The following is a 23,978-nucleotide window of genomic DNA, read 5'->3' as shown; positions in this document are numbered from 1 at the left end:
GTCAGGAGCCCTTTGTGATGCCTATCTCTCGCCGTTCGCTCCTCAAGGCCGCCGTAGCCATGCCGGCGCTGTCGCTGCCGGGCATCGTCCGCGCCGAATCTCAATCCACGCTGCGCTTCATCCCGGTGATCGATCTCGCCTTCGTGGATCCCATCTACTCGACCGCGCAGGTGTCGCGTAACCACGGCTTCATGGTCTATGACACGCTCTATGGCATGAGCTCATCGCTCCAGGTTTCGCCGCAGATGCTGTCGGGCCATGTCGTCTCCGGCGACCAACTTCAGTGGGATCTCACCTTGCGCGACGGCCTGTTCTGGCATGACGGCGAGCGCGTGCTCGCGCGCGACTGCGTCGCCAGCATCCGCCGCTGGGCGGCGCGCGATGGCTTTGGCGGCGAGCTGATGGAGGCAACCAATGAGCTGTCGGCCGCCGACGACCGCACCATCCGCTTCCGTCTGAAGCGTCCATTCCCGCTGCTGCCGCAGGCGCTCGGCAAGGCCGCGATCAATGCCTGCTTCATGATGCCGGAACGGCTGGCGAGCCAGGATCCGTTCAAGCCGCTCACCGAGGTCGTCGGCAGCGGCCCGTTCCGCTATCTCGCCGACGAGCGCGTGCAGGGCGCGCGCAACGCTTATGCCAAGTTCGAGCGCTACCAGCCGCGCACCGACGGCAAGCCGGATTGGACCGCGGGTCCGAAGATCGTGCATTACGATCGCGTGGTCTGGACCACCACGCCCGACGCCGGCACCGGCGTCGCCGCACTCCAGACCGGCGAGCAGGACTGGCAGGAGACCACGCCGCATGATCTCTTGCCGGTGATCAGGGCCGCCGGCGACATCGAGACCCGCATTCTCGATCCCCGTGGCTACGCCTGCATGCTGCGCCTCAATCATCTGCAGCCGCCGTTCGACAATCCCGCCATTCGCCGCGCGCTGCTGGGTGCGATCGACCAGTCCGCCTTCATGACCGCTGTCGCCGGCACCGATCCGGCGTTCCAGGTCTCGCCGATCGGCTATTTTGCCCCAGGCACACCGATGGCGAGCGATGTCGGCCTCGACGTGTTCCGCGGCCCGCGCAACTACGAAAAGGTCAAGGCCGACCTCAAGGCCGCCGGCTATAACGGCGAGAAGATCGTGCTGCTCGTCCCCACCAACTCGCTGGCGCAAAAGCCGCTCGGCGAGATCGCGGTGGACAGCTTGCGCAAGGCCGGCATGAACGTCGAATATGCCGGGCTCGATTTTGCCGTCGTGCTGCAGCGCCAGCTGAAGAAGGACCCGATCGGACAGGGCGGCTGGAGCGCAGCGGTCGGCAACTGGCAGGGCATCGACTGGCTCAACCCGGCCGGCAACACCAACATCCGTGGCGAAGGCAAGGTCGCCGGCTGGTATGCGAGCACGAAGATGGGCGCGTTGCGCAGCCAGTGGCTGGCGGCCTCCGAGCTCGCCGAGCAGCAGCGCATCTGCCGCGAGATTCAGGCGGTCGCGTTCGAGGAAATCCCCTATATTCCGATCGGCCTGTACAAGCAGCCGACCGCCTATCGCAAGGCCATCACCGGCATTCTCGACGGCACCGCCGTGTTCTGGAACGTACGCCCTGCATGAGCACCACAGCAATCTTCGGCAGCTATGTGTTGTCGCGCAAAGACGGCGCGCAGGATGTCTTGCGCGACCATTGGGTCCTGGTCGAAGGCAAGACAATCGCCGCGGTCACGCGCGACAAACCGCGCGCGGACCAGGTCTATGACCGCCCCGGCCGCTTCGTGCTGCCGGGCCTGCTGAATCTGCACAATCACTGCTTCTCGGAAGCCGTGGCGCGCAGCCACACCGAGGACGGCAACGGCCGCAAGAACAACCAGAGCATCGTCTATACGGTGCTGCTGCCGCTGACCAAGCGCGGCGCCGATATCTTGTCGGCGGAAGAGCGCATGGCGGTGGCCCGGCTCGGCATCCTCCAGCTGCTCAAGGGCGGCGCCACCACGGTGATGGAGCCGTTCCGCAATTCGATCCCCGAGATGTTCGACGCGGCGGAGGAGATGGGCATCCGCTTCTACGGGGCGCCCTATCTGTTCTCGACCTCGGATGCCAAGGCCGGCGCTGATGGCGTGGTTCGTTATTCCGGCGACGACGGCGCCGCCGACATGGCGACGTGGGATGCGCTCTACCAACGCTGGAACAATCGCGGCGACGGCCGCATTGGCCTCGCCATGAGCCCGCATGCGACCGACACCTGCGGCCCCGATCTCCTGAAGGCCTGCGCGGCGCGGGCGCGCGAGCTCGGTGTACCCATCACGACGCACATGGCGCAGAGCCGCGCCGAGGTCGAGACCATCGGCAAGCGTTACGGCGGCCGCACGCCGGCAGAATATCTGGACTGGCTCGGCCTGCTGGCGCCCGACCTCATGGCCGCGCACTGCATGTTCAGCAGCGACGACGATCTCAAGCTGATGGCCGCGCGCGGCATGACCGTGCTGAACTGCCCGCGCGTGTTTGCGCGCGCCGGCATCACCGCCGCCTTCAGCCGCTTCGCCGAGCACGGCGTACGCACCGTGGTAGGCACCGACGGCTACAACATGGATCTGCTCGGCGAGCTCAATGCGGCCTCGCTGATCTCCAAGATCACCTCGGCGCGTCCTGACGTCGCGAACTCACCCGAGTTGATCGAGGCGAACACGGCGGTGGCCGCCGACGTCATCAAGCGGCCGGACCTCGGCCGCATCGAGCCGGGCGCGACCGCCGATCTTACCGTGGTCGATCTCACCCATCCGCATCTTCAGCCGCTGTTCGATCCGCGCCGCGCGCTGATCGCGCTCGCCAACCGTGCCAATATCGATCAGGTCATGGTCGATGGCCGCGTGCTGGTCGACGAGGGATGCCATCTCGGCGCCGACGAGGCGGCGATCATTGCGGCGGGCACCGCCGCAATCGGCAAGATCTGGGATTTGCCGGAGGCGCAGGCGGCGTTCAACGGCTGACCACTGTCTCGCCCTGGTCCTCGAACTCCATCAACGCCTTGCGCATGGTCTCGACCAGATCCAGCGCGACCGGCGACGGGCTGCGCTGCGCCGGAAAGACCGCCGAGAATTCGAAGTCGATGCGCGGCAGGAAGCGGCGCACGACGACGCCGCGCGTTGCAAACTCCTGCGCGGTGAAAGGATCGCAGATCGAGACCCCGAGCCCTGACGAGACCATGCCGCACATGATCTCCGACAGCGTGGTCTCGACCCTGAGCACGCGGCGGACGTCGTGGCGGTGGAAGACCTGATCGACGAGATGCCGGCTCGACGATCCCGTCGACAGCGAGATGAAGGTCTCGCCCTCGAAATCGCGCGGCTCCAGCACCGCTTTCTCGGCCAGGCGATGACCGGTCGGCAGCACCGCGACGCGCGCCAATGCCGGCAGCCGCTGGCTCGGCAGGCCGGAATGGGCGATCGGCACTTCGGCAAAGCCGATGTCGCATTGGTTGTTCAGCACCCAATCGACCACGATCGGCGAGATCACGCCGAAGAAGGCGAGGTTGAGGTTGGGCCGCTCCATCAGGAAGTGCCCGGCAAGGCGTGGCAAGTAGCCGTTTGCCAGCGCCGGCAGCGCGGCTATGCGCAGCGAGCCGGTGCGGCGGCCGCGGATTTCCTCGGCTGCCGCCGTGATGCGCTCGAGGCCGACGAAGGAGCGCTCGACCTCGGTATAGAGCGCCATCGCCGCGGCAGTCGGCACCAGGCCGGTGCCGCGCCGCTCGAACAGCTCCATCTTGAGCAGTGCCTGGAGGTCGCGCAGCAGCCGGCTCACCGCCGGCTGGGTCACCACCATCAGCTTCGCCGCCTCGGTGACACTGCCGGTCAGCATCGTCGCCCGGAAGGCCTCGACCTGCCGCGAATTGATCCGCGCCATCCCATCCCTTCATAATATTTCGGCATGCAAAGGGTGCCATTATTCATTGGACGATGGAAGTATAGGTTGCGATCTTTTTCATCAGGACTGGAGACAGCCCGCTTTTTCGGCAGATTGGAGGGGTTCAAACCTCCAGATCGCGCCAAGACCCGCCGAATGGGGGCCGGAGCCCTGATCGGAAACGGATTGGTGCGGAAGGAAATGCGGCAGGCGCTTCAGCCAGCGAGACTCGTCGGCACGTCACCTCATTCCGGTATTGGAGATCGGTCCAAATGAAGACTCTTCGCCTTCTGACAGCGGTCAGCATCGCGGCGCTCATTGCCGCCCCGTCGGTCGCCTCGGCCCAGCAGAAAACGCTCTATGTCGCCGGCTACGGCGGCTCGTTCGAGAAGACCATTCGAGACGAGGTGATCCCGGCCTTCGAGAAGGAGAACGGCGTCAAGGTCGAATACGTCGCCGGCAATTCCACGGACACGCTGGCCAAGCTCCAGGCGCAGAAGGGCAACCAGCAGATCGACGTCGCCATCGTCGACGACGGCCCGATGTACCAGGCGATCCAGCTCGGCTTTTGCGGCAAGCTCGACGGCCTGCCCGCCGATCTCTACGACACCGCGCGCTTCAAGGACGATCGTGCGGTCGCCATCGGCATCGTCGCGACCGGGTTGATGTACAACACCAAAGTGTTCAAGGAGAAAGGCTGGGCGCCGCCGACCTCGTGGAACGACCTGAAGGACACGAAATACGCAAAGCAGCTCGTGATCCCGCCGATCAACAACACCTATGGTCTCGAAGCGCTGGTGATGCTGTCGAAGATGAACGGCGGCGGCGAGACCAACGTCGATTCCGGATTCAAGATCTTCAAGGAACAGATCAATCCGAACGTGCTCGCCTATGAGCCGTCACCCGGCAAGATGACCGAGCTGTTCCAGTCCGGCCAGGCCGTGATCGCGGTGTGGGGCACCGGCCGCGTGCAGAGCTTTGCCAATACCGGTTTTCCCGTCGACTTTGTCTATCCCAAGGAGGGCGCGGCGACCCTGCTGACGACGGCGTGTCCGATCAACAAGCCCAATGCTTCGACGCTGGCGGCGAGCTTCGTCAAGATGCTGCTCGATCCCAAGATCCAGCTCGTGATGCTGAAGGACTATGGCTACGGCCCAGTGCTGAAATCGCTGGTGATCCCGCCGGAGCTCGGCAAGATGGCGCCGATCGGCGAGCGCGCGGCCAAGCTCTATAATCCGGACTGGACCGTCATCAACGAGAAGCGCGAGGAGTGGACCAAGCGCTGGAATCGCGAGGTCGAGCGCTGATCTGATCGTCGGCAGCGGAGACAGCGTCATGGCCTATCTCGAGCTCGATCGGGTCGCAAAGCAGTTCGGCACGCAGACTGTGGTCGAGGACTTCAGCCTGTCGGTGGGGAAGGGGGAGTTCATCTCCTTCCTCGGCCCGTCCGGCTGCGGCAAGACCACGACGTTGCAGATGATCGCGGGCTTCCTCGATCCGACACGCGGCGCGATCCGCCTCGAGGGCAAGGACCTGACCGCGGTCCATCCGGCCAAGCGTGGTCTCGGCATCGTGTTCCAGAGCTACGCGCTGTTTCCGCACATGACCGCGGCGGAGAACGTCGCCTTCGGCCTGGAGATGCGCAACGTATCGCGCAATGAGCGGACCGAGCGCGTCCGCGCCGCGCTCGCGATGGTGGGGCTCGCCGGTTACGAGGACCGCCATCCGCGCCGCATGTCGGGTGGCCAGCAGCAGCGCGTGGCGCTGGCGCGGGCGCTGGTGATCAAGCCGAGCGTGCTGCTGCTCGACGAGCCGCTGTCGAATCTCGACGCAAAGCTGCGCGAGGAGATGCAGATCGAGCTGCGCCAGATCCAGCGCACCATCGGCACCACCACGATTCTCGTCACCCACGACCAGAACGAGGCGATGTCGCTGTCGGACCGCATCGTGGTGATGAGCCAGGGCAAGATCGAGCAGATCGGCACGCCGCAGGAAACCTATGAGAAGCCGGCCTCGGCCTTTGTCTCGCAATTCCTCGGCAAGACCAACGATTTTGCCGCGATGATCGATCGGACTGCCGCGGCCGCGAAGCTGGTGGCGGGCTCCTGGAGCGCACCGGCGCCGGCTGGCCTCAACGGTGCTGTGACCGTCAGCATTCGCCCCGAGCGTATCGGCTTTGGCGATGCGGGCCTCACCGCCAAGATCGTCACGCGCATCTTCCAGGGCAATCACTGGCTGTTCCAGTGCGAGAGCGAATGCGGCCCAGCCATCGTGATCCGCCAGAATGACGGCCAGGCGCAGCCTGCCGAAGGCGAGGCCGTTCGCCTGTCCTGGCGTCCGGAAGACATGAGCGTGCGTGCGAGGGCGGTCGCATGAGCATGGCCGCCGAGGAACGCAGCGCGCGTGCGCCGTGGGCGCTGACGGCGCCCGCCTTGATGCTGTTCGTCGGCGTGCTGCTGATCCCGCTGGCCATGACGGTAATGCTGTCGTTCCACGATTGGGGCCAGTACAAGGGCATCGAACCGGTCTTCATCCTCAAGAACTGGCACGAGATCGCGACCGATCCCTATTACGCCGAAATGTTCTGGCGGACGTTTCGCATCGCGATCCTGACCACGCTGCTCACTGCATTGCTGGGCGCACCCGAAGCCTACATCCTCAACCGCATGAGCGGTCGCTGGAAGAGCTTCTTCCTGCTGGTCATTCTCGGACCACTGCTGATCTCCGTCGTCGCGCGCACGCTCGGCTGGGCGCTGCTGTTCGGCGGTAACAACGGCCTCGTCAACAAGCTGCTGATGTCGCTTGGCGCGATCCGCTCGCCAATTCCCTTCATGTTCACCGAGACCGGAATGGTCGTCGCGCTCGCCCACGTCATGATGCCGTTCATGGTGCTCTCGGTGTGGGCGGCCCTGCAGCGGCTCGATCCGCAGATCGAGAATGCCGCGATGTCGCTCGGCGCCAGCCCTGCGACCATCATCCGCCGCATCATCATGCCGCAGATCATGCCGGGCGTGCTGTCGGGCGCGATCATCGTGTTCTCGCTCTCGGCCAGCGCCTTTGCGACGCCTGCGATCATCGGCGGCCGCCGGCTCAAGGTCGCGGCGACGCTGGCCTATGACGAGTTCCTCAACACGCTGAACTGGCCGCTGGGGGCGGCGGTCGCGACGCTGCTGCTGGTGGCGCTGGTGCTGATCGTCGTCGGCAGCAACGCGCTGATCGAGCGGCGCTACGCGGAGGTGTTCCGATGAGACGGAATGGCCCGCTGGCGCTGATCTTCCACACCATCTTCGTCATCGTCATGGTGGCGCCGATCCTCGTGGTCTGCCTCGTCGCCTTCACGCCCGAAGGTTTTCTGTCGCTGCCGACCAATGGTTTTTCGCTGCGCTGGTTCAGGACGATCGCGAACTACCCCGAATTCATCCATGCCTTCTGGGTCAGCCTCGGCCTCGGAGCGCTATCGTCCTTGGTCGCGTTGCTGTTCGCAGTGCCTGCCGCGCTCGCGATCGCGCGCTATCGCTTCCGTGGCCGCGATGTGCTCGCAGCTCTCTTCCTGTCGCCGCTGATGATCCCGCATGTCGTACTCGGCATCGCTTTCCTGAGATTCTTTACGTCAGCCGGTCTCGGCGGCAGCTTTGCCGCGCTGATCATCGCGCATGTCATCATCGTGTTTCCATTCGCGCTGCGGCTGACACTGGCGGCGGCCACCGGCATGGATCGCTCGGTCGAAATGGCTGCGGTCTCACTCGGTGCGGGCAGCTGGACGCTGTTCCGCCGCGTCACCTTGCCGTTGATCCTGCCCGGCGTGATCAGCGGCTGGGCGCTCGCCTTCATCCAGTCCTTTGACGATCTCACCATGACCGTCTTCCTCGCCGCGCCCGGCACCGAGACGTTGCCGGTGCGCATGTTCCTTTATATCCAGGACAACATCGATCCGCTGGTGACGTCGGTCTCGGCCTGCGTGATCGCGATCACCATGACCGCCCTCATTCTGCTCGACCGCTTCTACGGGCTCGACCGCGTGCTCGCCGGCAAGGGCGACACGGGACGATAGGAGAACCCATGCGAACGGATTACGACGTCGCCGTCGTCGGCGGCGGACTGCTCGGCTCCGCCATTGCCTGGGGCCTCGGCCGCCTCGGCAAGAGCGTCGCCGTGCTCGACGAAGGCGACATCACCAAGCGTGCTTCGCGCGCGAACTTCGCGCTGGTATGGGTGCAGAGCAAGGGTCTCGGCATGCCCGCCTATACGGTCTGGACCGTGCAGGCCTCGCAGGCATGGGGCCGGCTTGCCTCCGAGCTGAAGCAACAGACCGGCCTCGACGTCTGCCTCCAGCAGAATGGCGGTTTTCATCTCACCCTCGGCGAGGACGAATTCGGCCAGCGCGCCGAGCTCGTCAAGCGCATGCACAACCAGGTCGGCGCTGCCGACTACAAGATGGAGATGTTGCGGCCCTCCGAGATCAAGAAGACGCTGCCGCTGATCGGGCCCGAGGTCTCCGGCGGCAGCTATTGTCCGCTCGACGGCCACGTCAATTCGCTGCGCACCTTCCGCGCCTTCCACACCGGCTTCAGGGCGTTCGGCATCGATTATTTTCCGGAGCGGCCGGTCTCGGCGATCAGCAAGAGCGGCGGCGAATTCCGCCTGACGACGCCCAAGGGCGAGCTGCGTGCCGCCAAGATCGTGCTCGCCGCCGGCAATGCGAACCAGACACTCGCACCGATGGTCGGTCTCTACGCGCCGATGGGGCCGACTCGCGGCCAGATCGTCGTGACCGAGCGCACCATGCCGTTCCTGCCGCATCCGCTGACCACGATCCGCCAGACCGACGAGGGCACGGTGATGATCGGCGACAGCAAGGAGGATGAGCTGGATGATCGCGTGCTGAAGCCTTCGATCAGCGGCGTCATGGCCGATCGCGCCCAGCGCATGTTCCCGCATCTGGCGCGGCTCAACGTGGTCAGGAGCTGGTCCGGCATTCGCGTCATGCCGCAGGACGGCTTTCCGATCTACGACCAGTCGGAGACGCATCCCGGCGCCTTCGTCGCCTGCTGCCATTCCGGCGTGACGCTCGCCTCCAACCACGCCTTCGAGATCGCGCGCATGGTGGCGCAGGGCGCGCTCGAGCCGGAGCTGGTCGGGGCGTTCTCGGCCAGCCGTTTCGGTGGCGCTGGCGCGGCGAACAGCAGCGGTTATTAGAGATATCAAGGAGCCAAGAGGCATCCCCATGTTTAGACGATCCGAACAGGACAAGCGGCCGCAGGTGCAGATCTTCGTCGACGGCGTTGCCGTCGCGGCGCGTCAGGGTGACACCGTCTCCGCCGCGCTGCTGGCCTCGGGCCGCGATGCGCGGCGCTCGACTGCGGTGAGCGGCGCGCCGCGCCTGCCTTATTGCATGATGGGCGTGTGCTTCGACTGTCTCGTCACCATCGATGGCTTCGGCAATCGACAGGGCTGCCTCGTGCCCGTCGCCGAGGGCATGCAGATCGAGATTCAGAAGGGCAAGCGGGAGATCGGAAAATGACTGTGGCTCCCAGGCGCGAAGACTACGACGTCGTGGTGATCGGCGCGGGGCCGGCGGGTCTTGCTGCTGCCGCGACCTCCGCCGAGGCCGGCCTGTCGACGCTGCTGCTCGACGAGAACATCGGCCCCGGCGGCCAGGTGTTCCGCGCCATCTCTTCCACGCCGGTGACCGAGCGCGATCAGCTCGGCGCCGATTATTGGGTCGGTGCCGATCTCGTGCAGACGCTGCGCGCCAGCAATGCGGAAGTGATCCAGCGTGCCACGGTCTGGAGTCTCGACCGCAATCTCGAGATCGCCGTCTCGATCGGCGGCGCCTCCGCCTTCATCAAGGCCAAGCGCGTGATCCTTGCGACCGGCGCGCTGGAGCGGCCGTTCCCGATTCCCGGCTGGACGCTGCCGGGCGTGATGACCGCGGGTGCCGCGCAGACCATGCTGAAGTCCTCGGCGATGGTGCCCGATGGCCGCACCGTGATCGCAGGGCAGGGCCCGCTGCTCTGGCTGCTCGCCGCGCAGATCCTGCGCCTCGGCGGTCGCATCGATCGCATCCTCGACACCACCGAGCGCGGCAACTACTTCGCGGCGCTGCCGCATGCCTTTGCATTCCTGACCTCGCCCTATTTCGCCAAGGGCCTGTCGATGATGCGCGAGGTGAAGGCCAAGGTGCAGGTCGTCTCCGGCCTCACCGAGCTTGCCGCGGCTGGCGACGGCCAGCTCGCGAGCGTCAGCTATGTCGCCGGCGGCAAGCGCGAGACCATTCCTGCGGATCTGTTGCTGCTGCATCAGGGCGTCGTGCCGAACGTCAACCTGGCGATGGCGGCCGGCATCGAGCATCGCTGGGACGACCTTCAATTGTGCTGGTCGCCGGTACTGGATGCGAGTGGCAATTCCTCAGTCGCCGGCATCGCGATCGCCGGTGACGGCGCAGGCATTGGGGGTGCCAATGCAGCCGTGGTGCGCGGTCGTATTGCCGCGCGCGCCGCGGTCGAAGCGTTGGCGCCCGCTTCTGCCGCCAAACTCCCCGCAACGGCGACGCTCCGTGCCGAGCTCGCGAAGGCCGAGCGTGGCCGCTTGTTCCTCGACACGCTGTTCCGTCCCGCGCCGCAGTTCCGCATTCCCTCTGACGACACCATCGTCTGCCGCTGCGAGGAGGTGACGGCAAAGGACGTTCTGGATTCCGTGGCGATCGGCGCGACCGGGCCGAACCAGCTCAAGGCCTATCGCCGCACCGGCATGGGCCCGTGCCAGGGCCGGCTCTGCGGCCTCACCGTCACCGAGCTGATGGCGCAGGCGCGCGGCAAGACCCCGCAGGAGATCGGCTATTATCGGCTGCGCGCGCCGGTGAAGCCGATCACGCTCGCCGAGCTCGCCGCCGTTCCGAAGAGCGAGGCCGACGTCAAGGCCGTGGTGCGCGGATGAGCAAAAACGCGGATGCGATCGTCATCGGCGGCGGCATCCACGGATGCTCGACCGCGCTGCACCTGTGCCTTGCCGGCATGAAGCCGGTGCTGATCGAGAAGGACTATGCCGGCCGCCACGCTTCCGGCGTCAATGCCGGCGGCGTCCGCCAGCTTGCACGGCACATCCCTGAGATTCCGCTGTCGATCCGTTCGATGGCGATCTGGGAGAAGATTTCGGAGCTCGTCGACGACGATTGCAGTTTCGAGAGCTACGGCCAGGTGCTGGTTGCCGAGAACGAGGACGAGCTCGCGGTCTGCCGCACCCGCGTCGCCGAGCTCAATGCGCTTGGCTTCACTCATGAAGAGCTGATCGATGCGGCGGAATTGCGCCGGCTGGTGCCCGCGGTGGCCGAGACCTGTCCCGGCGGCGTGATCTCGCGTCGTGACGGCGCGGCCAATCCGGCGCAGACGACGACGGCGTTCCGTCGCAAGGCTGAGCAGTCAGGTGCGACCGTGCGCGAGGGCGTCGCCGCTACCAACATCCGACATCGTGACGGCCTCTGGCACGTCGATGTCGGTTCGGAGAGCTTTGCCGCGCCGGTGCTGGTCAACGCTGCCGGCGCCTGGGCCGGCAAGATCGCGGCTGATCTCGGCGAGCCGGTGCCGGTCGAGACCGTGGCGCCGATGCTGATGATCACCTCGCGCGTGCCCCACTTCATCGACCCCGTCGTGATCCTGCGCGGGCGCAAGCTCTCCTTCAAGCAGTTCAAGAACGGTACGGTGCTGATCGGCGGCGGCCACCTCGCGACGCCGTACCAGGACCGCAACGAGACCGTGCTGGACTGGAAGAGTCTTGCGACCAGCGCGCAGACCGTGTTCGAGCTGTTCCCGGTGATGCGCAGCGCGACCATCGTCCGCGCCTGGGCCGGCATCGAGGCGAAGATGAAGGACGACATCCCCGTGTTCGGGCCTAGCAGCCGCCACAAGGGCCTCTATCACCAGTTCGGTTTCTCGCTGCACGGTTTTCAGCTCGGCCCCGGTGCCGGCGCCGTCATGGCGGAGCTGATCGTGAGCGGCGGCACCCAGACCCGCGTCAGCGATCTCGGCATCGACCGCTTCCATCCTTCCACGCACTAGCAACAAGAGGACATCATGAGCATCACCCGCGGCATCCGCACGCCCATCATGCATCGCGCCGTCGAGGCCAATGGCTTCGTCTTTCTCGGCGGCACCATCGCCGACGACACCTCGGTCTCGATGGGCGACCAGACCCGCAATATCCTCGGCAAGATCGCCGGCTATCTGAAGGAAGCCGGCACCGACAAGAGCCGCGTCGTCAGTGCCTCGATCTTCGTCACCGATCTCTCCAAGAAGAAGGAGATGGACGCAGCCTGGACCGAGTTCTTCGGCGATAATCTGCCGACCCGCGCCACCGTCGGCGTCGCCGATCTCGGCGGCGGCGCGCTGATCGAGGTGGTGGTCACCGCGCTCAAGGGCTGATCGCATCGACCAATGGGACGTCAGCGCTCGCCGCGCTGTCGTCTCCTCAAGCTGCGGCTTGATCCTGCACTTCTGCCGCGCAGTCCTGGAAGATTTTCAAAAGCCCGACGCCTGCACCCAGCGCGTCGGGCTGAAAGATTGACTATCAATCGGTGATCCCAACGCCGTTGTTGTGACGCGTATCTCACCGCTTTTCCATTCCGGGAAACTACCGCATCGGAACCGGACGTCGTGCTATGCACCTCCACCCGGTTCCAACGTCTCGCCGATCTCCAGCGGATGAGCCATGGTCTCGTGCAGCGCCTCGCGGTCGAGCTCGCCTTCGGAGATGCTGATGACGACGCAGGCGACGCCGTTGCCGATCAGATTGGTCAGCGCGCGGCATTCGCTCATGAACTTGTCGATGCCGACCAGGATCGCGATCGACTGGATGGGAATATCAGGCACGATCGAGAGCGTCGCGGCGAGCGTGATGAAGCCTGCGCCGGTGACGCCCGAAGCGCCCTTCGAGGTGATCATGGCGATGCCGAGGATGCCGAGCTCCTGCCAGATGGTCAGATGCGTGTTGGTGGCCTGCGCCAGGAACAGCGTCGCCAGTGTCATGTAGATGTTGGTGCCGTCGAGGTTGAAGCTGTAGCCGGTCGGGATCACGAGGCCGACCACCGAGCGCGAGGCGCCGAGATGCTCCATCTTCTGGATCATCTGCGGCAGTACCGTCTCCGAGGACGAGGTGCCCAGCACGATCAAGAGCTCGTCCTTGATATAGGCGATGAAGCGCAGGATCGAGAAGCCTGCCAGCCGCGCGATCGCACCCAGCACGATCAGGACGAACAGGATGCTGGTGAGATAGAACGTGCCGATCAGCGCGGCGAGATTGAGCAGCGAGCCGAGTCCGTAGGCCCCCACGGTGAACGCCATCGCGCCGAAGGCGCCGATCGGCGCGACGCGCACGATGATGCGAATGATGCCGAAGAACATTTTTGCGGCCTTGTCGATCGCGTCCGCAATGGGCTCGCCGGCCTTACCGAGGAAGGCGATGGCGAAGCCGGAGAGAATCGAGATCAGCAGCACCTGCAAGAGGTCGCCGCGTGCGATGGCGCCCAGATAGCTCTCGGGAATGATCGCCATCAGATGGGCGACGATGCCCTCCTCCTTGGCCTTGGTGACGTAGGTCGCCACTGATCCCGGGTCGATGGTGGCGGGATCGATGTTGAAGCCGTGTCCGGGCTGGAGGATCTCGCCGACCAGCAGGCCAACCGCGAGCGCGACGGTCGAGACCGTCTCGAAATAGATCAGCGACTTCAATCCGACCCGGCCGACACGCTTGAGGTCGCCCATCGAGGAGATGCCGTGCACCACGGTGCAGAAGATGACAGGCGCGATCATCATCTTGATCAGCGCGATGAAGCCGTCGCCAAGCGGCTTCAAGGCTTTGCCGAGATCGGGATAGAAGTAGCCGATCAGCACGCCGAGCACGATCGCGATCAGCACCTGGACGTAAAGGATCTTGTACCAGGGCTGGTGCCGGCGGCGGATGGCTGGCTGGATCGCGACTTGTGTCATAATGTAGGCCCGGGAACTTATTGATCTTGCATGATTTCATCATGTGATGGGCGCCGCAGAAGCGACAATCACATTTTTGTCGGATCGCACGAACATCGATCGCTGGACCGCAACGGGGGGAACATGACGATCGCAACAGACTCGGACGAGCAGGCACAGGGCTATTTTCCGCGCTGGAGACTCAAGACCTCTGGCGTGATCATGCCGGAGGAGCGGCTGTCCTGGGGCCAGACCATCGTTTCCGGTTTGCAGCATTGCGTCGCGATGTCGGGATCGACGATCATCGCGCCGTTGCTGATGGGGTTCGATCCCAACGTTGCGGTGCTGTTCTCCGGCGTCGGCACGCTGATCTTCTTCGTCATCGTCGCGGGGCGCGTGCCGAGCTATCTCGGCTCGAGCTTCGCGTTCATCGCCGTCGTCATCGCGGCCACCGGCTATGCCGGGCAGGGGCCGAACCCGAACCTGCCGGTTGCACTCGGCGGCATCGTCGGCGCCGGGGTCCTGTACGGTCTGATTTCGCTGATCGTGATGTGGTCCGGCGTCGGTTGGATCGAGAGGCTGCTGCCGCCCGCCGTCACCGGCGCCGTGGTCGCCGCGATCGGCCTCAACCTCGCGCCCGTGGCGGTCAAGGCGGTGAGCGCCAATGCGTTCGACACCTGGATCGGGCTCGCGACCGTCCTGATCATCGGCGTGGTTGCCGTTGCCGCGCCAGGCCTGTGGCGCCGCCTGCCGATCATCGTCGGTGCAATCGGTGGATATCTCCTGTACTTGCTGTTCGCGAACGGCCTCGGCTTCGGCAAGCCGATCGACTTCGCGCAACTCTCGGCCGCGCCGTGGCTGGGGATGCCGAACTTCACTGCGCCGAGCTTCCATGCCGATGCAATCTTCCTCATCGCGCCGGTTGCCGTCATTCTCGTCGCCGAGAATCTCGGGCATATCAAGGCCGTCGGCGCCATGACGGGCCGGAGCCTCGACGCCTTTCTCGGCCGCGCCCTGTTCGCCGACAGCCTCGCGACCATCGTTGCAGCCTGCGGCGGCGGCACCGGGGTCACCACCTATGCCGAGAACATCGGCGTCATGGCGGCGACGAAGGTCTATTCGACCTTGCTGTTTGCCTTCGCAGCCATTGTGTCGATCCTGCTCGGCTTCTCGCCGAAATTCGGTGCGTTGATCCTGTCGATCCCCGGCGCAGTCATCGGCGGCGTCTCGATCGTGCTGTTCGGGTTGATCGCGGCGATGGCGGGCCGAATCTGGATCGAGAACAAGGTCGACTTCGCCAATCCTGCAAACCTGATCACCGTTGCCGTGGCGCTGACCGCGGGTGCCGGTGATCTCACGCTGAAATTCGGCGCGTTCACGATCGGCGGGATCGGCACCGCGACCTTCGGGGCCATCATCCTTTATCAGATCCTGACTTCGGCGCCGGCGCAGCGCGCCGCGTGAATCCCGGCGATATGCCGAAGGGATGGAACAAAACGCCGGTTCCATCCATGATGATTCATTCCGGAGAGAACACATGCCGCAAACCGAACGCTCAACTTCCTTTCCATCGCGCCTCGTCGGCCAAAACGCCCTGGTGACCGGCGCCTCGCAAGGCATCGGCCGCGCCGTGGCCATCCGCCTGGCGCAGGAAGGCGCGACCGTCGCCATCAACTATTTCGATCACCCTGGGAGGGCCGAGGAGACGCTCGCCATTGCGCGAACGGCATCGAGCGACCGCGGTCACGGCAGGCTCGATCACATCATCGTCAAGGCCGATGTCGGTAAGGAAGAGGATATCGCTGCGATGTTCGAAACGGTCCTCGCACGCTGGAAGCGCCTCGACTGTCTCGTCAACAATGCCGGCTTCCAGCGAGAGTCGCCGAGCGAGGCGCTCGACGTCGAAACCTATCGCCGCATCATCGACGTCAACCTCAACGGCGCCGTGCTCTGCGCGCAGAAGGCGCTGGCGCATTTCGTCGCGCGCGGCGGAGGCGGCAGCATCATCAACTGCTCCAGCGTCCACCAGATCATCCCAAAGCCCGGCTATCTCGCTTATTCCATCAGCAAGGGCGGCATGGCCAATCTGACGCGCACGCTGGCGCTGGAATTCGCCGGCCGGGGCATTCGGGTCAATGCCGTTGGTCCAGGGGCGATCGACACACCGATCAACGCGGCCTGGACTGGCGATCCGGAAAAGCGCGGCGTCGTGACCAGCCACATTCCATTGGGCCGCGTGGGGACACCAGAAGAGATCGCCGCCGTGTTTGCCTTCCTCGCTTCCGATGATGCCAGCTACATCACCGGGCAGACCATCTACGCCTGCGGAGGTGTCACGCTGTTTCCGGAGTTTCGCGAGAACTGGGCGAGCTAAGTCGGGCCCGGCAGGCGGGGAGCCGCGCGGCATCTGGCAGAATCCGCCGGCGCAGACTACATCTGCGCCATGGCAGATTCCCCACTCCAGGATTTCATCGGCCGGCACGAACGTCTGTTCGTGCTGACCGGCGCCGGCTGCAGCACCAATTCAGGCATTCCCGACTATCGCGACGGCCAAGGCAACTGGAAGCGGACCCAGCCGGTCAACTTCCAGGCCTTCATGTCGGACGAGCATACGCGCCGGCGCTATTGGGCGCGCAGCCTGGTCGGCTGGCGGCGGTTCGGTCAGGCGAAGCCGAACGATGCGCACCGTGCGCTGGCCCGGCTCGAGGCGAAAGGCCGGTGCGGGATGCTGCTGACCCAGAATGTCGACCGGCTGCATCAATCGGCCGGCCATCGGCAGGTCATCGACCTGCACGGTCGGCTCGATCTTGTCCGCTGCATGGCCTGCGGCCGCAAGACACCGCGCGACGAGTTTCAACATGCGCTTGGTCGCGCGAACGCGGCGTGGCTGACGCTCGATGCCGCCGATGCACCTGATGGCGATGCCGATCTGGAGCACGAGGATTTCTCGTCGTTCCAGGTGCCTGCCTGCGAAGCCTGCGGCGGCATCCTCAAGCCCGACGTCGTGTTCTTCGGCGAGAACGTCCCCCGCGACGTCGTTGCCACCGCGCAGGACCATCTGGCAGAGGCCGACGCCATGCTCGTCGTCGGCTCCTCGCTAATGGTCTATTCCGGCTTCCGCTTCGTCCAGGCCGCCGCGCGCGGTAATATCCCGATCGCCGCGGTCAATCTCGGCCGCACCCGCGCCGACGATCTCCTGACGCTGAAGGTCGAGGAGCGCTGCGAGTCAGCGCTTGCATTCCTGCTCTGATCGCACCAGCGGCGCACACGCCTTGCCTATTGTATAGGTGCCGCGCAGAATGGCCGGGCACAGCGTTGCCGACATGACTCACGGCACGGAAATTGCTGCGTTTTCGAAACCCGGTCTTGACGATCAGCACGGAGAATTTGGAATGCTTGAGGGAGCCGAGGTGCGGCTTGCCGTGGATATCGGTGGCACGTTCACGGACATCGTGCTGGACGTGGGACAGGACCGCAAGACGCGCAAGGTGCTGACGACGCCGCAGCGCCCCGAGCGGGCGGTGCTGGACGGCATCCGCCTCATCCTCACTGATGCGCGTGCGCATATCAGCGACATCGACGTCTTCATTCACGGCACCACGCTCGCGACCAATGCCATCATCGAGCGCCGCGGGGCCAAGACGGCGCTGATCGCGACCGAGGGCTTCCGTGATGTGCTCGATATCGGCACCGAAAGCCGCTACGACCAATATGATCTCAGCATCGACAAGCCGAAGCCGCTGGCGCCCCGTTCCCTGCGCTTCACCGTGCCAGAGCGCATCGACGCCCATGGCGCCGTCCGTCTCCCGCTGGACGAGACTGCCGTGCGCGCGCTCGCGCCGAAATTGCGTGAGCTGGGCGTCGAGAGCGTCGCGATCGCCTTTCTGCACTCCTATGCCAACCCCGAGCACGAGCGGCGCGCGGCCGCGATCATCGGGGAGGAGATGCCCGGCATTTCGGTGACGGTGTCATCGGCCGTGTGTCCGGAGATCCGCGAATATGAACGCACCTCCACCGCGGTCGCCAACGCCTATGTGCAACCGTTGATCGACGGCTATCTCGCCCGCATGGCCGATGCCCTGCAGGTCGAGCAGTTTCGCGGCGCGATCTATCTCGTCACGTCGGGCGGCGGCGTGACCTCGATCGAGACGGCGCGGCGCTTTCCCGTTCGTCTCGTCGAATCCGGTCCGGCTGGCGGCGCGATCTTCGCGGCACAGATCGCGGCGCGGCTCGGGGAGAGCAAGGTGCTGTCCTTCGACATGGGCGGCACCACGGCAAAGATCTGCCTGATCGAAAAATACCAGCCGGAGACCTCGCGCGTGTTCGAGGTCGATCGCGCCGCGCGCTTCCTCAAAGGCTCCGGCCTGCCGGTAAGGATTCCCGTGATCGAGATGGTCGAGATCGGCGCCGGCGGCGGCTCGATCGCGCATGTCGACGCGATGAAGCGCGTCACCGTGGGTCCGGAGAGTGCTTCCTCCGAGCCGGGGCCTGCCTGCTACGGCCGCGGCGGCCAGCGCCCGGCGGTGACGGATGCGGACGTCGCGCTCGGCATGATCGATCCTGATGCGTTTGCAGCCGGCACGATCAAGCTCGATCCGGAGCTTTCGAAGCAGGCGTTGCTGCGCGATGTCGGTGCGCCGCTCGGCCTGTCGGCGGAGACGGCCGCCTATGCCGTGCACGAGGTCGTCTGCGAGAACATGGCGAGCGCGGCGCGCGTGCATGCGGTCGAGCGCGGCGCCGTGGTCGGCCAGCACACGCTGATCGCGTTCGGCGGTGCCGCGCCGCTGCATGCGGCGCGGGTCGCCGAGAAGATCGGCGTCTCCCGCGTGATCGTGCCCTCGAATGCCGGCGTCGGCTCGGCCGTCGGTTTCCTCGCCGCGCCCATCGCCTATGAGTTGGTGCGCAGCCGGCATGTCCGCCTCGATGATTTCGACACCGAGGCGGTCTCCAATCTCTTGCAGGAAATGGCGAATGAGGCGCGTGCGCTGGTCGAGCCCGGCGCCGCCGGTGCGCCGGTGCGCGAGCGCCGCGCGGCCTTCATGCGCTATGTCGGCCAGGGCCACGAGATCACGGTCGAGCTGCCGAACCGGCGGCTGATGACGGCCGATCTCGCCGGTCTGCGGCAGAAGTTCGAGACGGATTATTCCGCAATGTTCGAGCGGCCGATCCCGGGCGCTGCGATCGAGGTGTTGAGCTGGTCGGTGCTCGCCACCACCGAGGCGCGCAACCCGCCCGCCGCCGCTTCCGTCGCGCGCAAGCCCGCGGCCAAGGCATCCGGCAGCCGAAAGTTCTTCGACGGCCGGGCGGGCGCAGTGATCGAGATCCCGCTCTATCGCCGCGAGGACATGGCGCCGGGCGCGACCATTGCCGGTCCCGCGGTGATCGCGGAGGACGAAACCTCGACCTTCGTCTCCACCAGTTTCGACGCGCATATCGACGGTGCCGGCAGCATCGTCATGGAACGAAAGACGGCCTGACCATGAGCAAGGCAAATGGCGCGAGCCTGATCGATCTCCAGATCATGTGGCACCGGCTGATCGCCGTGGTCGAGGAGCAGGCGCAGGTGCTGCTCCGTACCGCGTTCAGCCCGATTGTGCGCGAATGCGGCGACCTCTCGGCCGGCGTGTTCGACCTCAGCGGGCGGATGCTGGCGCAGGCGGTGACCGGTACGCCCGGCCACGTCAACTCGATGGCGGAATCGGTCAAGCATTTCATTGCTCACTTTCCGATCGCGACGATGAAGCAGGGCGATGCCTACATCACCAACGATCCCTGGATGGGCACCGGCCATCTCAACGACTTCGTGGTGACGACGCCCTGCTTCAAGGACGGCAAGGTCGTCGCGCTGTTCTCCTGCACCAGCCATCTCATGGACATCGGCGGCATCGGCTTCGGGCCTGACGCCACCGACGTGTTCATGGAGGGGCTCTACATCCCCATGCTGAAGCTGATCGACCAGGGCGTCGTCAACGAGACGCTGATGGCGATGATCCGCACCAACACGCGGCTGCCGATCGACACCGAAGGCGATACCTATTCGCTCGCCGGCTGCAACGACGTCGGCTGCGAGCGTCTGGTCGAGATGATGAACGAGTTTGGCATCGACACGCTCGACGAGCTCGGCGACTACATCTGCGATCGCTCGCGCGAGGCCGTGCTGGCCGAGATCGCCAAGCTGCCGAAGGGCAGCTGGCGCAACGCCATGGTGGTTGACGGCTATGATGAGCCGGTGACGCTGGCCGCGACGCTGACGATCTCGGACGAAGGCATTCACGTCGATTTCGACGGTACCTCCGCGGCCTCGGAGTTCGGCATCAACGTGCCTTTGTCCTACAGCACCGCCTACACCGTGTTCGGCCTCGGCTGCGTCGTCGCCTCACAAATCCCCAACAATGCCGGCTCGCTCTCGCCGCTGACGGTGTCGGCGCCGGCGGGCGCGATCCTCAATGCGCCGAAGCCGGCGCCGGTCGCCTCGCGCCACGTCATCGGCCAGATGCTGCCAGACGTCGTGTTCGGCTGCCTGCGCCAGATCATTCCCGAGCGCGTGCCGGCGGAGGGTACGTCGTGCCTGTGGAATCTCAACGTGCGCGGGCAGACGCGAAGCGGCGTCGGCGGCAATTACGGGTTCTCCATGGCGGTCACCTCCAATGGCGGCACCGGCGCGCGCTTCGGTAAAGATGGTTTGTCGGCAACCGCTTACCCAAGCGGCGTGCGCGGCACGCCGGTCGAGATCGCGGAAACGCAGACGCCGCTGATCTTCTGGCGCAAGGAGCTGCGCCCGGATTCCGGCGGGGCAGGGCGCACCCGCGGCGGCCTCGGCCAGATCATCGAGGTCGGCAGCGGCGTCGATGCGCCGTTCGACATTCTCGCTGCGTTCGACCGCATCGATCATCCGCCGCGCGGGCGCGATGGCGGCCGGGACGGCGAGGCTGGTTATGTCGGCCTGAAATCCGGGAAGAAGCTGCGCGGCAAGGGCTTTCAGCAGGTGCCTCCGGATGATCGCCTCGTGGTGCTGACGCCCGGCGGCGCCGGCATCGGTGCGCCAACCGAGCGCGATCGGGCGGCCATCGAGGACGACATCGAAAGCGGGCTCGTATCTGCCGACAATGCGGCTTCAGTTTATGGATACGCGCGGTGACGCCATTCGGCGTCTGGCTAGCGAAAGGAGGGGAGCAATTCCTGCCGCGGGTGCTGTACGGATAATGTTTTGCGCCGCCCCGGCTGCACGGCCGGGACGGCGTTTCCATTTCCGAGCCTTACGCCGCCGCCTTCTTCCGCGCCTGCTCGGCCTTGTACAGCTCGAACTCCTCCGCGATCGCCCTAGCAATCGAAGGTCGCTGGCGCAGCCGCTCGTAGTACGCCTTCACGTTCGGCCATTTCGCGAGCTCGATCGGCGGCGTCGCCATGGTCCAGTTGATGACCGTGACGAGATAGGCATCGGCCACGCTGAAATGGTCGAGCAGGAAGTCGCGCCCCTTCAGGTGATTGTCGAGATAATCGAGCCGCGACAGGTACTTCTCGAGCGCATAGGCCTTTGTCTCCTGCGGTGCTTTGCGGTCGAGCACGGGAATGAAGAGGCCCTTGTGCAGCTCGGTGCCGATGAAGCAGAGCCATTGATGCAGCCGCGTGCGCTCGATGCCCGTTGCGGTGCCGAGGCCGGACTGCGGAAAACGGTCCGCGACATATTGCAGGATCGCGGCGTTCTCGGTCAGCACCACGCCTTCGTCGGTGCGCAGCGTCGGCACGAGCCCGATCGGATTGATGGTACGGAAGTCGGAGCCGTCGTTCAGCACCTTCTTGGTGGGTGGATCGACTTCGAGATAGTTCGCCTCGGCGCCGGCTTCATACAGCGCGACGCGTGTCGCCATCGAGCAGGCGAGCGGCGAGAAATAGAGATCCATCTGTAGCCTCCTTGGGCAATTCCTCTTTGGGTGTCGCTCAACCTGGCCAGATTGATTTTTGTACCATCTTGCATAATATGGGCGTGGTCAAGGATTATTTTGCGAAATGGTACAAAAATCGAAGCCGCCAGCTGCTGCCAATGAGCCCGAGCGCCGCGGCGAACCTAAGCGCCGAGGCCGTCCCCGCGCCTACGAGCCCGATGTCGCGCTCGGCAAGGCGCTCGATCTGTTCCGCAAGCAAGGCTTCGCGGCCACCTCGCTCGACGATCTCAGTGAAGCGACCGGCATGAACCGGCCGAGCCTTTACGGCGCCTTCGGCGACAAGCGCGAGCTCTACATCAAGAGCTACCAGCGCTATCGCGAGGAGGCCGGCGCTTCCATGGTCGAGATTTTTCGCCAGGAGATGCCGCTGCGGCAGCGGCTGGAGCGCATCTACGCGTCCGCGCTGGACATCTATCTGTCCGGTGACACCGGCCCGCGCGGCTGCTTCACGGTCGTGACCGCGGCGTCCGAGGCCGTTGGCGATCCCGAGATCCGCGCCATGGTGCTCGACGGTCTCACCGGACTCGACAAGGCTTTTGCCAGTTGCTTCCGCCGCGCCAAGGAGAAAGGCGAGTTGCGAGAGAGCGCCGATCCAGTCGCGCTGGCACAGATCGCCTCCGCCACCATCCACACCATCGCCATCCGCTCGCGCGCGCGCGTCCCGCGCAAGGAGCTCGAGGCGATCGTGAAGGGCGCGATCGATGTGATGGTGGGAGCCAAGTCCTAGCTGTCGTCCCGGCCCCTGCGCGCAATTGCCAGCTACGCCGCGCGGATCTGCGCAAGAAAAAGATCGACCTCGTCGCGCAGCCGCTGCGACTGCTTCGACAGCTCGATGGTCGAGCCCAGCACTTCCTCCGCGGCCGCACCCGTGGCTGCGATGCCGTCGGCGCCTGATGTCTCGCCTTGCACGGCAATGACCTGCGCGCCGATCTCTTCTGTCGCGCGCACGAGCCCAGCGCGGCGATGCCGATTGAAAGCCACCAGGCACGGTCGGCCGAGGCCTCGTAATCGGCATTGTCCATCACGAGCTCGACGGCGCCGAGCGGCTTGCCGGAAAAGTCCCTGATCGGTCCGAGCATGTGGGGACGACCGCGACTACGAGACGGTCGTACGCCTCTCCGCCGGCCTCAATACCCCCTGACCCGGTCCACCACGTTCTCCAGTGCGCCGCCGGCCTCGAACCGCGCGATCTGCTCGGCGACATAGGCCGAGATCGCGTCCGCATCGGTGTCGGCGGCATTGTGTGGCGTCAACACCACCTTGGGATGGGTCCAGAACGGGCTGTCCTTCGGCTGCGGCTCCTGCACGAAGACGTCGAGCGAGGCGGCGCCCAGCGTGCCGTCGTCGAGACAGGCGAGAATGTCCGATTCGTTCTGCAGACCACCGCGGCCGGCATTGATCAGCACGGGCGCGCCGAGCGGGCTGTTGCGGTGGAGCCTTGTGAAGAGGTCGCGCTTGAGGATGCCGTTTGTGTCAGGCGTCAGCGGGAGCAGGCAGACCAGAATGTCGGTCGTGCGCAGAAACGCGTCGATCTGCGCAGCGCCGTGGAAGCACACCACGCCGTCGATCGTCCGCGGGCTGCGGCTCCAGCCGGCGACACGGAAGCCGAGCCGCCGCAGCACGTCGGCCGCATCGGCCCCCAGTGTGCCCAATCCCATGACGCCGACCGTGATCGCGCTTGCCGGCCACTGATATTTTGGTTCCCAGCGTTTCTCGCGCTGCGATTGCCTGAGGTAAAGCTCCTGGCGGTGATGCATCAGCACGTGCAGGACGACATATTCGGTCATGCGATTGGTGAGATCGGGCACGGCGACGCGCACCAGCGGCACATCGGGCAGGCTCCTGTCCGCCATCAGCGCATCAACGCCCGCGCCGAGATTGAAGATGGCCCGAAGATTGGGGAACGCACCGAGATCGCCCGGCACCGGCTTCCACACCGCCGCATAGTGCACCTCCGCCGGATCGAGCCCGGCGTCCGGCAGCAGCACCACGCGGCGGTCGCCGCAGACCGCTTCGAACCGGGCCTTCCAGCGCTCCGGCAGCCAGTTCTGCTGTGTGCTGTTGATGAGGACGGCCAGTGTGCCCAGGGTCATTCGAAGTGCCTCGTCGGTTCCGCTTGATGAAGGACCCTCCTTGGCACGATCTGCCGGATTTTTCTTGCAAATTTTTTCCGCAGCCCTGTCGGGGCGGGG

Annotated in this window: 22 protein-coding genes; 17 read left to right on the top strand and 5 right to left on the bottom strand. The window is 65.4% G+C overall.

Annotation, left to right across the window (positions count from 1 at the left end; translation table 11 throughout):
• Positions 1–17 precede the first annotated feature (17 nt).
• Complete coding sequence (locus P6U27_RS33360) at positions 18–1,601, top strand: ABC transporter substrate-binding protein (protein WP_122405665.1); 1,584 nt, start codon at positions 18–20, stop codon at positions 1,599–1,601.
• Positions 1,598–2,971, top strand: coding sequence for an amidohydrolase family protein (locus P6U27_RS33355; protein WP_407193389.1), 1,374 nt, complete (start codon positions 1,598–1,600; stop codon positions 2,969–2,971). Before P6U27_RS33360 ends, P6U27_RS33355 begins: the two co-directional genes overlap by 4 nt.
• Here P6U27_RS33355 and P6U27_RS33350 read toward each other — a convergent pair.
• A complete protein-coding gene (locus tag P6U27_RS33350) occupies positions 2,961–3,884 on the bottom strand; it encodes a LysR substrate-binding domain-containing protein (protein WP_407193388.1) in 924 nt (307 codons plus the stop codon). The genes P6U27_RS33355 and P6U27_RS33350 overlap by 11 nt on opposite strands.
• Before the next feature lie 272 nt (positions 3,885–4,156).
• Here P6U27_RS33350 and P6U27_RS33345 point away from each other — a divergent pair, with 272 nt between their 5' ends.
• The 9 genes from P6U27_RS33345 to P6U27_RS33305 are packed head-to-tail and all read left to right on the top strand — an operon-like array spanning position 4,157 to position 12,301.
• Positions 4,157–5,191, top strand: coding sequence for an ABC transporter substrate-binding protein (locus P6U27_RS33345; RefSeq protein WP_407193387.1), 1,035 nt, complete (start codon positions 4,157–4,159; stop codon positions 5,189–5,191).
• A gap of 28 nt (positions 5,192–5,219) precedes the next feature.
• On the top strand, positions 5,220–6,260 hold the full coding sequence (locus tag P6U27_RS33340) for an ABC transporter ATP-binding protein (protein ID WP_407193386.1): 1,041 nt from the start codon (positions 5,220–5,222) through the stop codon (positions 6,258–6,260).
• Positions 6,257–7,132: an ABC transporter permease gene (locus tag P6U27_RS33335; protein ID WP_122405660.1), complete on the top strand. Its 876-nt coding sequence runs from the start codon at positions 6,257–6,259 to the stop codon at positions 7,130–7,132. The genes P6U27_RS33340 and P6U27_RS33335 overlap by 4 nt, the downstream gene beginning before the upstream one ends.
• Positions 7,129–7,935: an ABC transporter permease gene (locus tag P6U27_RS33330; RefSeq protein WP_122405659.1), complete on the top strand. Its 807-nt coding sequence runs from the start codon at positions 7,129–7,131 to the stop codon at positions 7,933–7,935. The genes P6U27_RS33335 and P6U27_RS33330 overlap by 4 nt, the downstream gene beginning before the upstream one ends.
• Positions 7,936–7,943: 8 nt before the next feature.
• A complete protein-coding gene (locus P6U27_RS33325; protein WP_407193385.1) occupies positions 7,944–9,080 on the top strand; it encodes an NAD(P)/FAD-dependent oxidoreductase in 1,137 nt (378 codons plus the stop codon).
• 28 nt (positions 9,081–9,108) lie between these two features.
• The gene (locus P6U27_RS33320; protein ID WP_407193384.1) at positions 9,109–9,405 is read left to right on the top strand and encodes a (2Fe-2S)-binding protein; all 297 of its coding nucleotides are present in this window, start codon (positions 9,109–9,111) and stop codon (positions 9,403–9,405) included.
• Positions 9,402–10,820, top strand: a complete 1,419-nt coding sequence (locus P6U27_RS33315) for an NAD(P)/FAD-dependent oxidoreductase (protein ID WP_129144396.1) — start codon at positions 9,402–9,404, stop codon at positions 10,818–10,820. Before P6U27_RS33320 ends, P6U27_RS33315 begins: the two co-directional genes overlap by 4 nt.
• Positions 10,817–11,938 (top strand): NAD(P)/FAD-dependent oxidoreductase, encoded by a 1,122-nt coding sequence (locus P6U27_RS33310; RefSeq protein ID WP_407193383.1) that lies wholly within the window; start codon positions 10,817–10,819, stop codon positions 11,936–11,938. Before P6U27_RS33315 ends, P6U27_RS33310 begins: the two co-directional genes overlap by 4 nt.
• A gap of 15 nt (positions 11,939–11,953) precedes the next feature.
• Positions 11,954–12,301 carry a RidA family protein gene (locus tag P6U27_RS33305; protein WP_122405654.1) on the top strand — a complete coding sequence of 116 codons (348 nt, stop codon included), beginning with the start codon at positions 11,954–11,956 and terminating at the stop codon, positions 12,299–12,301.
• A 234-nt stretch (positions 12,302–12,535) separates the two neighbouring features.
• Here P6U27_RS33305 and P6U27_RS33300 read toward each other — a convergent pair whose 3' ends face one another.
• Positions 12,536–13,864: a dicarboxylate/amino acid:cation symporter gene (locus P6U27_RS33300; protein ID WP_407193382.1), complete on the bottom strand. Its 1,329-nt coding sequence runs from the start codon at positions 13,862–13,864 to the stop codon at positions 12,536–12,538.
• A gap of 123 nt (positions 13,865–13,987) precedes the next feature.
• Between P6U27_RS33300 and P6U27_RS33295 the strand changes: the two genes are divergently transcribed.
• The 5 genes from P6U27_RS33295 (at position 13,988) to P6U27_RS33275 (ending at position 20,981) form a co-directional block, all read left to right on the top strand.
• On the top strand, positions 13,988–15,307 hold the full coding sequence (locus P6U27_RS33295; RefSeq protein ID WP_407193381.1) for a solute carrier family 23 protein: 1,320 nt from the start codon (positions 13,988–13,990) through the stop codon (positions 15,305–15,307).
• A gap of 73 nt (positions 15,308–15,380) precedes the next feature.
• Complete coding sequence (locus P6U27_RS33290; RefSeq protein ID WP_407193380.1) at positions 15,381–16,217, top strand: SDR family oxidoreductase; 837 nt, start codon at positions 15,381–15,383, stop codon at positions 16,215–16,217.
• A gap of 69 nt (positions 16,218–16,286) precedes the next feature.
• Positions 16,287–17,093, top strand: coding sequence for an NAD-dependent protein deacetylase (locus P6U27_RS33285; RefSeq protein ID WP_122405650.1), 807 nt, complete (start codon positions 16,287–16,289; stop codon positions 17,091–17,093).
• Between the two features lie 142 nt (positions 17,094–17,235).
• Positions 17,236–19,320 (top strand): hydantoinase/oxoprolinase family protein, encoded by a 2,085-nt coding sequence (locus P6U27_RS33280; RefSeq protein WP_407193379.1) that lies wholly within the window; start codon positions 17,236–17,238, stop codon positions 19,318–19,320.
• Positions 19,321–19,322: 2 nt separating this feature from the next.
• On the top strand, positions 19,323–20,981 hold the full coding sequence (locus tag P6U27_RS33275; RefSeq protein ID WP_407193378.1) for a hydantoinase B/oxoprolinase family protein: 1,659 nt from the start codon (positions 19,323–19,325) through the stop codon (positions 20,979–20,981).
• Positions 20,982–21,099: 118 nt separating this feature from the next.
• Here P6U27_RS33275 and P6U27_RS33270 read toward each other — a convergent pair whose 3' ends face one another.
• Positions 21,100–21,744 carry a glutathione binding-like protein gene (locus P6U27_RS33270; RefSeq protein WP_129144390.1) on the bottom strand — a complete coding sequence of 215 codons (645 nt, stop codon included), beginning with the start codon at positions 21,742–21,744 and terminating at the stop codon, positions 21,100–21,102.
• A gap of 106 nt (positions 21,745–21,850) precedes the next feature.
• Between P6U27_RS33270 and P6U27_RS33265 the strand changes: the two genes are divergently transcribed.
• The gene (locus P6U27_RS33265; RefSeq protein ID WP_129144389.1) at positions 21,851–22,513 is read left to right on the top strand and encodes a TetR/AcrR family transcriptional regulator; all 663 of its coding nucleotides are present in this window, start codon (positions 21,851–21,853) and stop codon (positions 22,511–22,513) included.
• 32 nt (positions 22,514–22,545) lie between these two features.
• Here P6U27_RS33265 and P6U27_RS33260 read toward each other — a convergent pair whose 3' ends face one another.
• Together P6U27_RS33260 and P6U27_RS33255 are read right to left on the bottom strand one after the other, a co-directional pair.
• On the bottom strand, positions 22,546–22,734 hold the full coding sequence (locus tag P6U27_RS33260) for a hypothetical protein (protein WP_407193377.1): 189 nt from the start codon (positions 22,732–22,734) through the stop codon (positions 22,546–22,548).
• 179 nt (positions 22,735–22,913) lie between these two features.
• Positions 22,914–23,879: a 2-hydroxyacid dehydrogenase gene (locus tag P6U27_RS33255; RefSeq protein WP_407193376.1), complete on the bottom strand. Its 966-nt coding sequence runs from the start codon at positions 23,877–23,879 to the stop codon at positions 22,914–22,916.
• Between the last annotated feature and the right edge of the window lie 99 nt (positions 23,880–23,978).

Origin of the sequence: Bradyrhizobium sp. STM 3566, assembly GCF_045571445.1 — a bacterium.
Classification (GTDB): domain Bacteria; phylum Pseudomonadota; class Alphaproteobacteria; order Rhizobiales; family Xanthobacteraceae; genus Bradyrhizobium; species Bradyrhizobium vignae.
The sequence above is the reverse complement of the archived record's forward strand: the minus strand, read 5'-3'. Positions and strand labels throughout refer to the sequence as shown.

What these genes read in the sequence shown, in the direction of transcription:
- P6U27_RS33360 (WP_122405665.1), top strand. Translation starts at nt 18, where the DNA reads ATGCCTATCTCTCGCCGTTCGCTCCTCAAGGCCGCCGTAGCCATGCCG.
- P6U27_RS33355 (WP_407193389.1), top strand. Translation starts at nt 1,598, where the DNA reads ATGAGCACCACAGCAATCTTCGGCAGCTATGTGTTGTCGCGCAAAGAC.
- P6U27_RS33350 (WP_407193388.1), bottom strand. Translation starts at nt 3,884, where the DNA reads ATGGCGCGGATCAATTCGCGGCAGGTCGAGGCCTTCCGGGCGACGATG.
- P6U27_RS33345 (WP_407193387.1), top strand. Translation starts at nt 4,157, where the DNA reads ATGAAGACTCTTCGCCTTCTGACAGCGGTCAGCATCGCGGCGCTCATT.
- P6U27_RS33340 (WP_407193386.1), top strand. Translation starts at nt 5,220, where the DNA reads ATGGCCTATCTCGAGCTCGATCGGGTCGCAAAGCAGTTCGGCACGCAG.
- P6U27_RS33335 (WP_122405660.1), top strand. Translation starts at nt 6,257, where the DNA reads ATGAGCATGGCCGCCGAGGAACGCAGCGCGCGTGCGCCGTGGGCGCTG.
- P6U27_RS33330 (WP_122405659.1), top strand. Translation starts at nt 7,129, where the DNA reads ATGAGACGGAATGGCCCGCTGGCGCTGATCTTCCACACCATCTTCGTC.
- P6U27_RS33325 (WP_407193385.1), top strand. Translation starts at nt 7,944, where the DNA reads ATGCGAACGGATTACGACGTCGCCGTCGTCGGCGGCGGACTGCTCGGC.
- P6U27_RS33320 (WP_407193384.1), top strand. Translation starts at nt 9,109, where the DNA reads ATGTTTAGACGATCCGAACAGGACAAGCGGCCGCAGGTGCAGATCTTC.
- P6U27_RS33315 (WP_129144396.1), top strand. Translation starts at nt 9,402, where the DNA reads ATGACTGTGGCTCCCAGGCGCGAAGACTACGACGTCGTGGTGATCGGC.
- P6U27_RS33310 (WP_407193383.1), top strand. Translation starts at nt 10,817, where the DNA reads ATGAGCAAAAACGCGGATGCGATCGTCATCGGCGGCGGCATCCACGGA.
- P6U27_RS33305 (WP_122405654.1), top strand. Translation starts at nt 11,954, where the DNA reads ATGAGCATCACCCGCGGCATCCGCACGCCCATCATGCATCGCGCCGTC.
- P6U27_RS33300 (WP_407193382.1), bottom strand. Translation starts at nt 13,864, where the DNA reads ATGACACAAGTCGCGATCCAGCCAGCCATCCGCCGCCGGCACCAGCCC.
- P6U27_RS33295 (WP_407193381.1), top strand. Translation starts at nt 13,988, where the DNA reads ATGACGATCGCAACAGACTCGGACGAGCAGGCACAGGGCTATTTTCCG.
- P6U27_RS33290 (WP_407193380.1), top strand. Translation starts at nt 15,381, where the DNA reads ATGCCGCAAACCGAACGCTCAACTTCCTTTCCATCGCGCCTCGTCGGC.
- P6U27_RS33285 (WP_122405650.1), top strand. Translation starts at nt 16,287, where the DNA reads ATGGCAGATTCCCCACTCCAGGATTTCATCGGCCGGCACGAACGTCTG.
- P6U27_RS33280 (WP_407193379.1), top strand. Translation starts at nt 17,236, where the DNA reads ATGCTTGAGGGAGCCGAGGTGCGGCTTGCCGTGGATATCGGTGGCACG.
- P6U27_RS33275 (WP_407193378.1), top strand. Translation starts at nt 19,323, where the DNA reads ATGAGCAAGGCAAATGGCGCGAGCCTGATCGATCTCCAGATCATGTGG.
- P6U27_RS33270 (WP_129144390.1), bottom strand. Translation starts at nt 21,744, where the DNA reads ATGGATCTCTATTTCTCGCCGCTCGCCTGCTCGATGGCGACACGCGTC.
- P6U27_RS33265 (WP_129144389.1), top strand. Translation starts at nt 21,851, where the DNA reads ATGGTACAAAAATCGAAGCCGCCAGCTGCTGCCAATGAGCCCGAGCGC.
- P6U27_RS33255 (WP_407193376.1), bottom strand. Translation starts at nt 23,879, where the DNA reads ATGACCCTGGGCACACTGGCCGTCCTCATCAACAGCACACAGCAGAAC.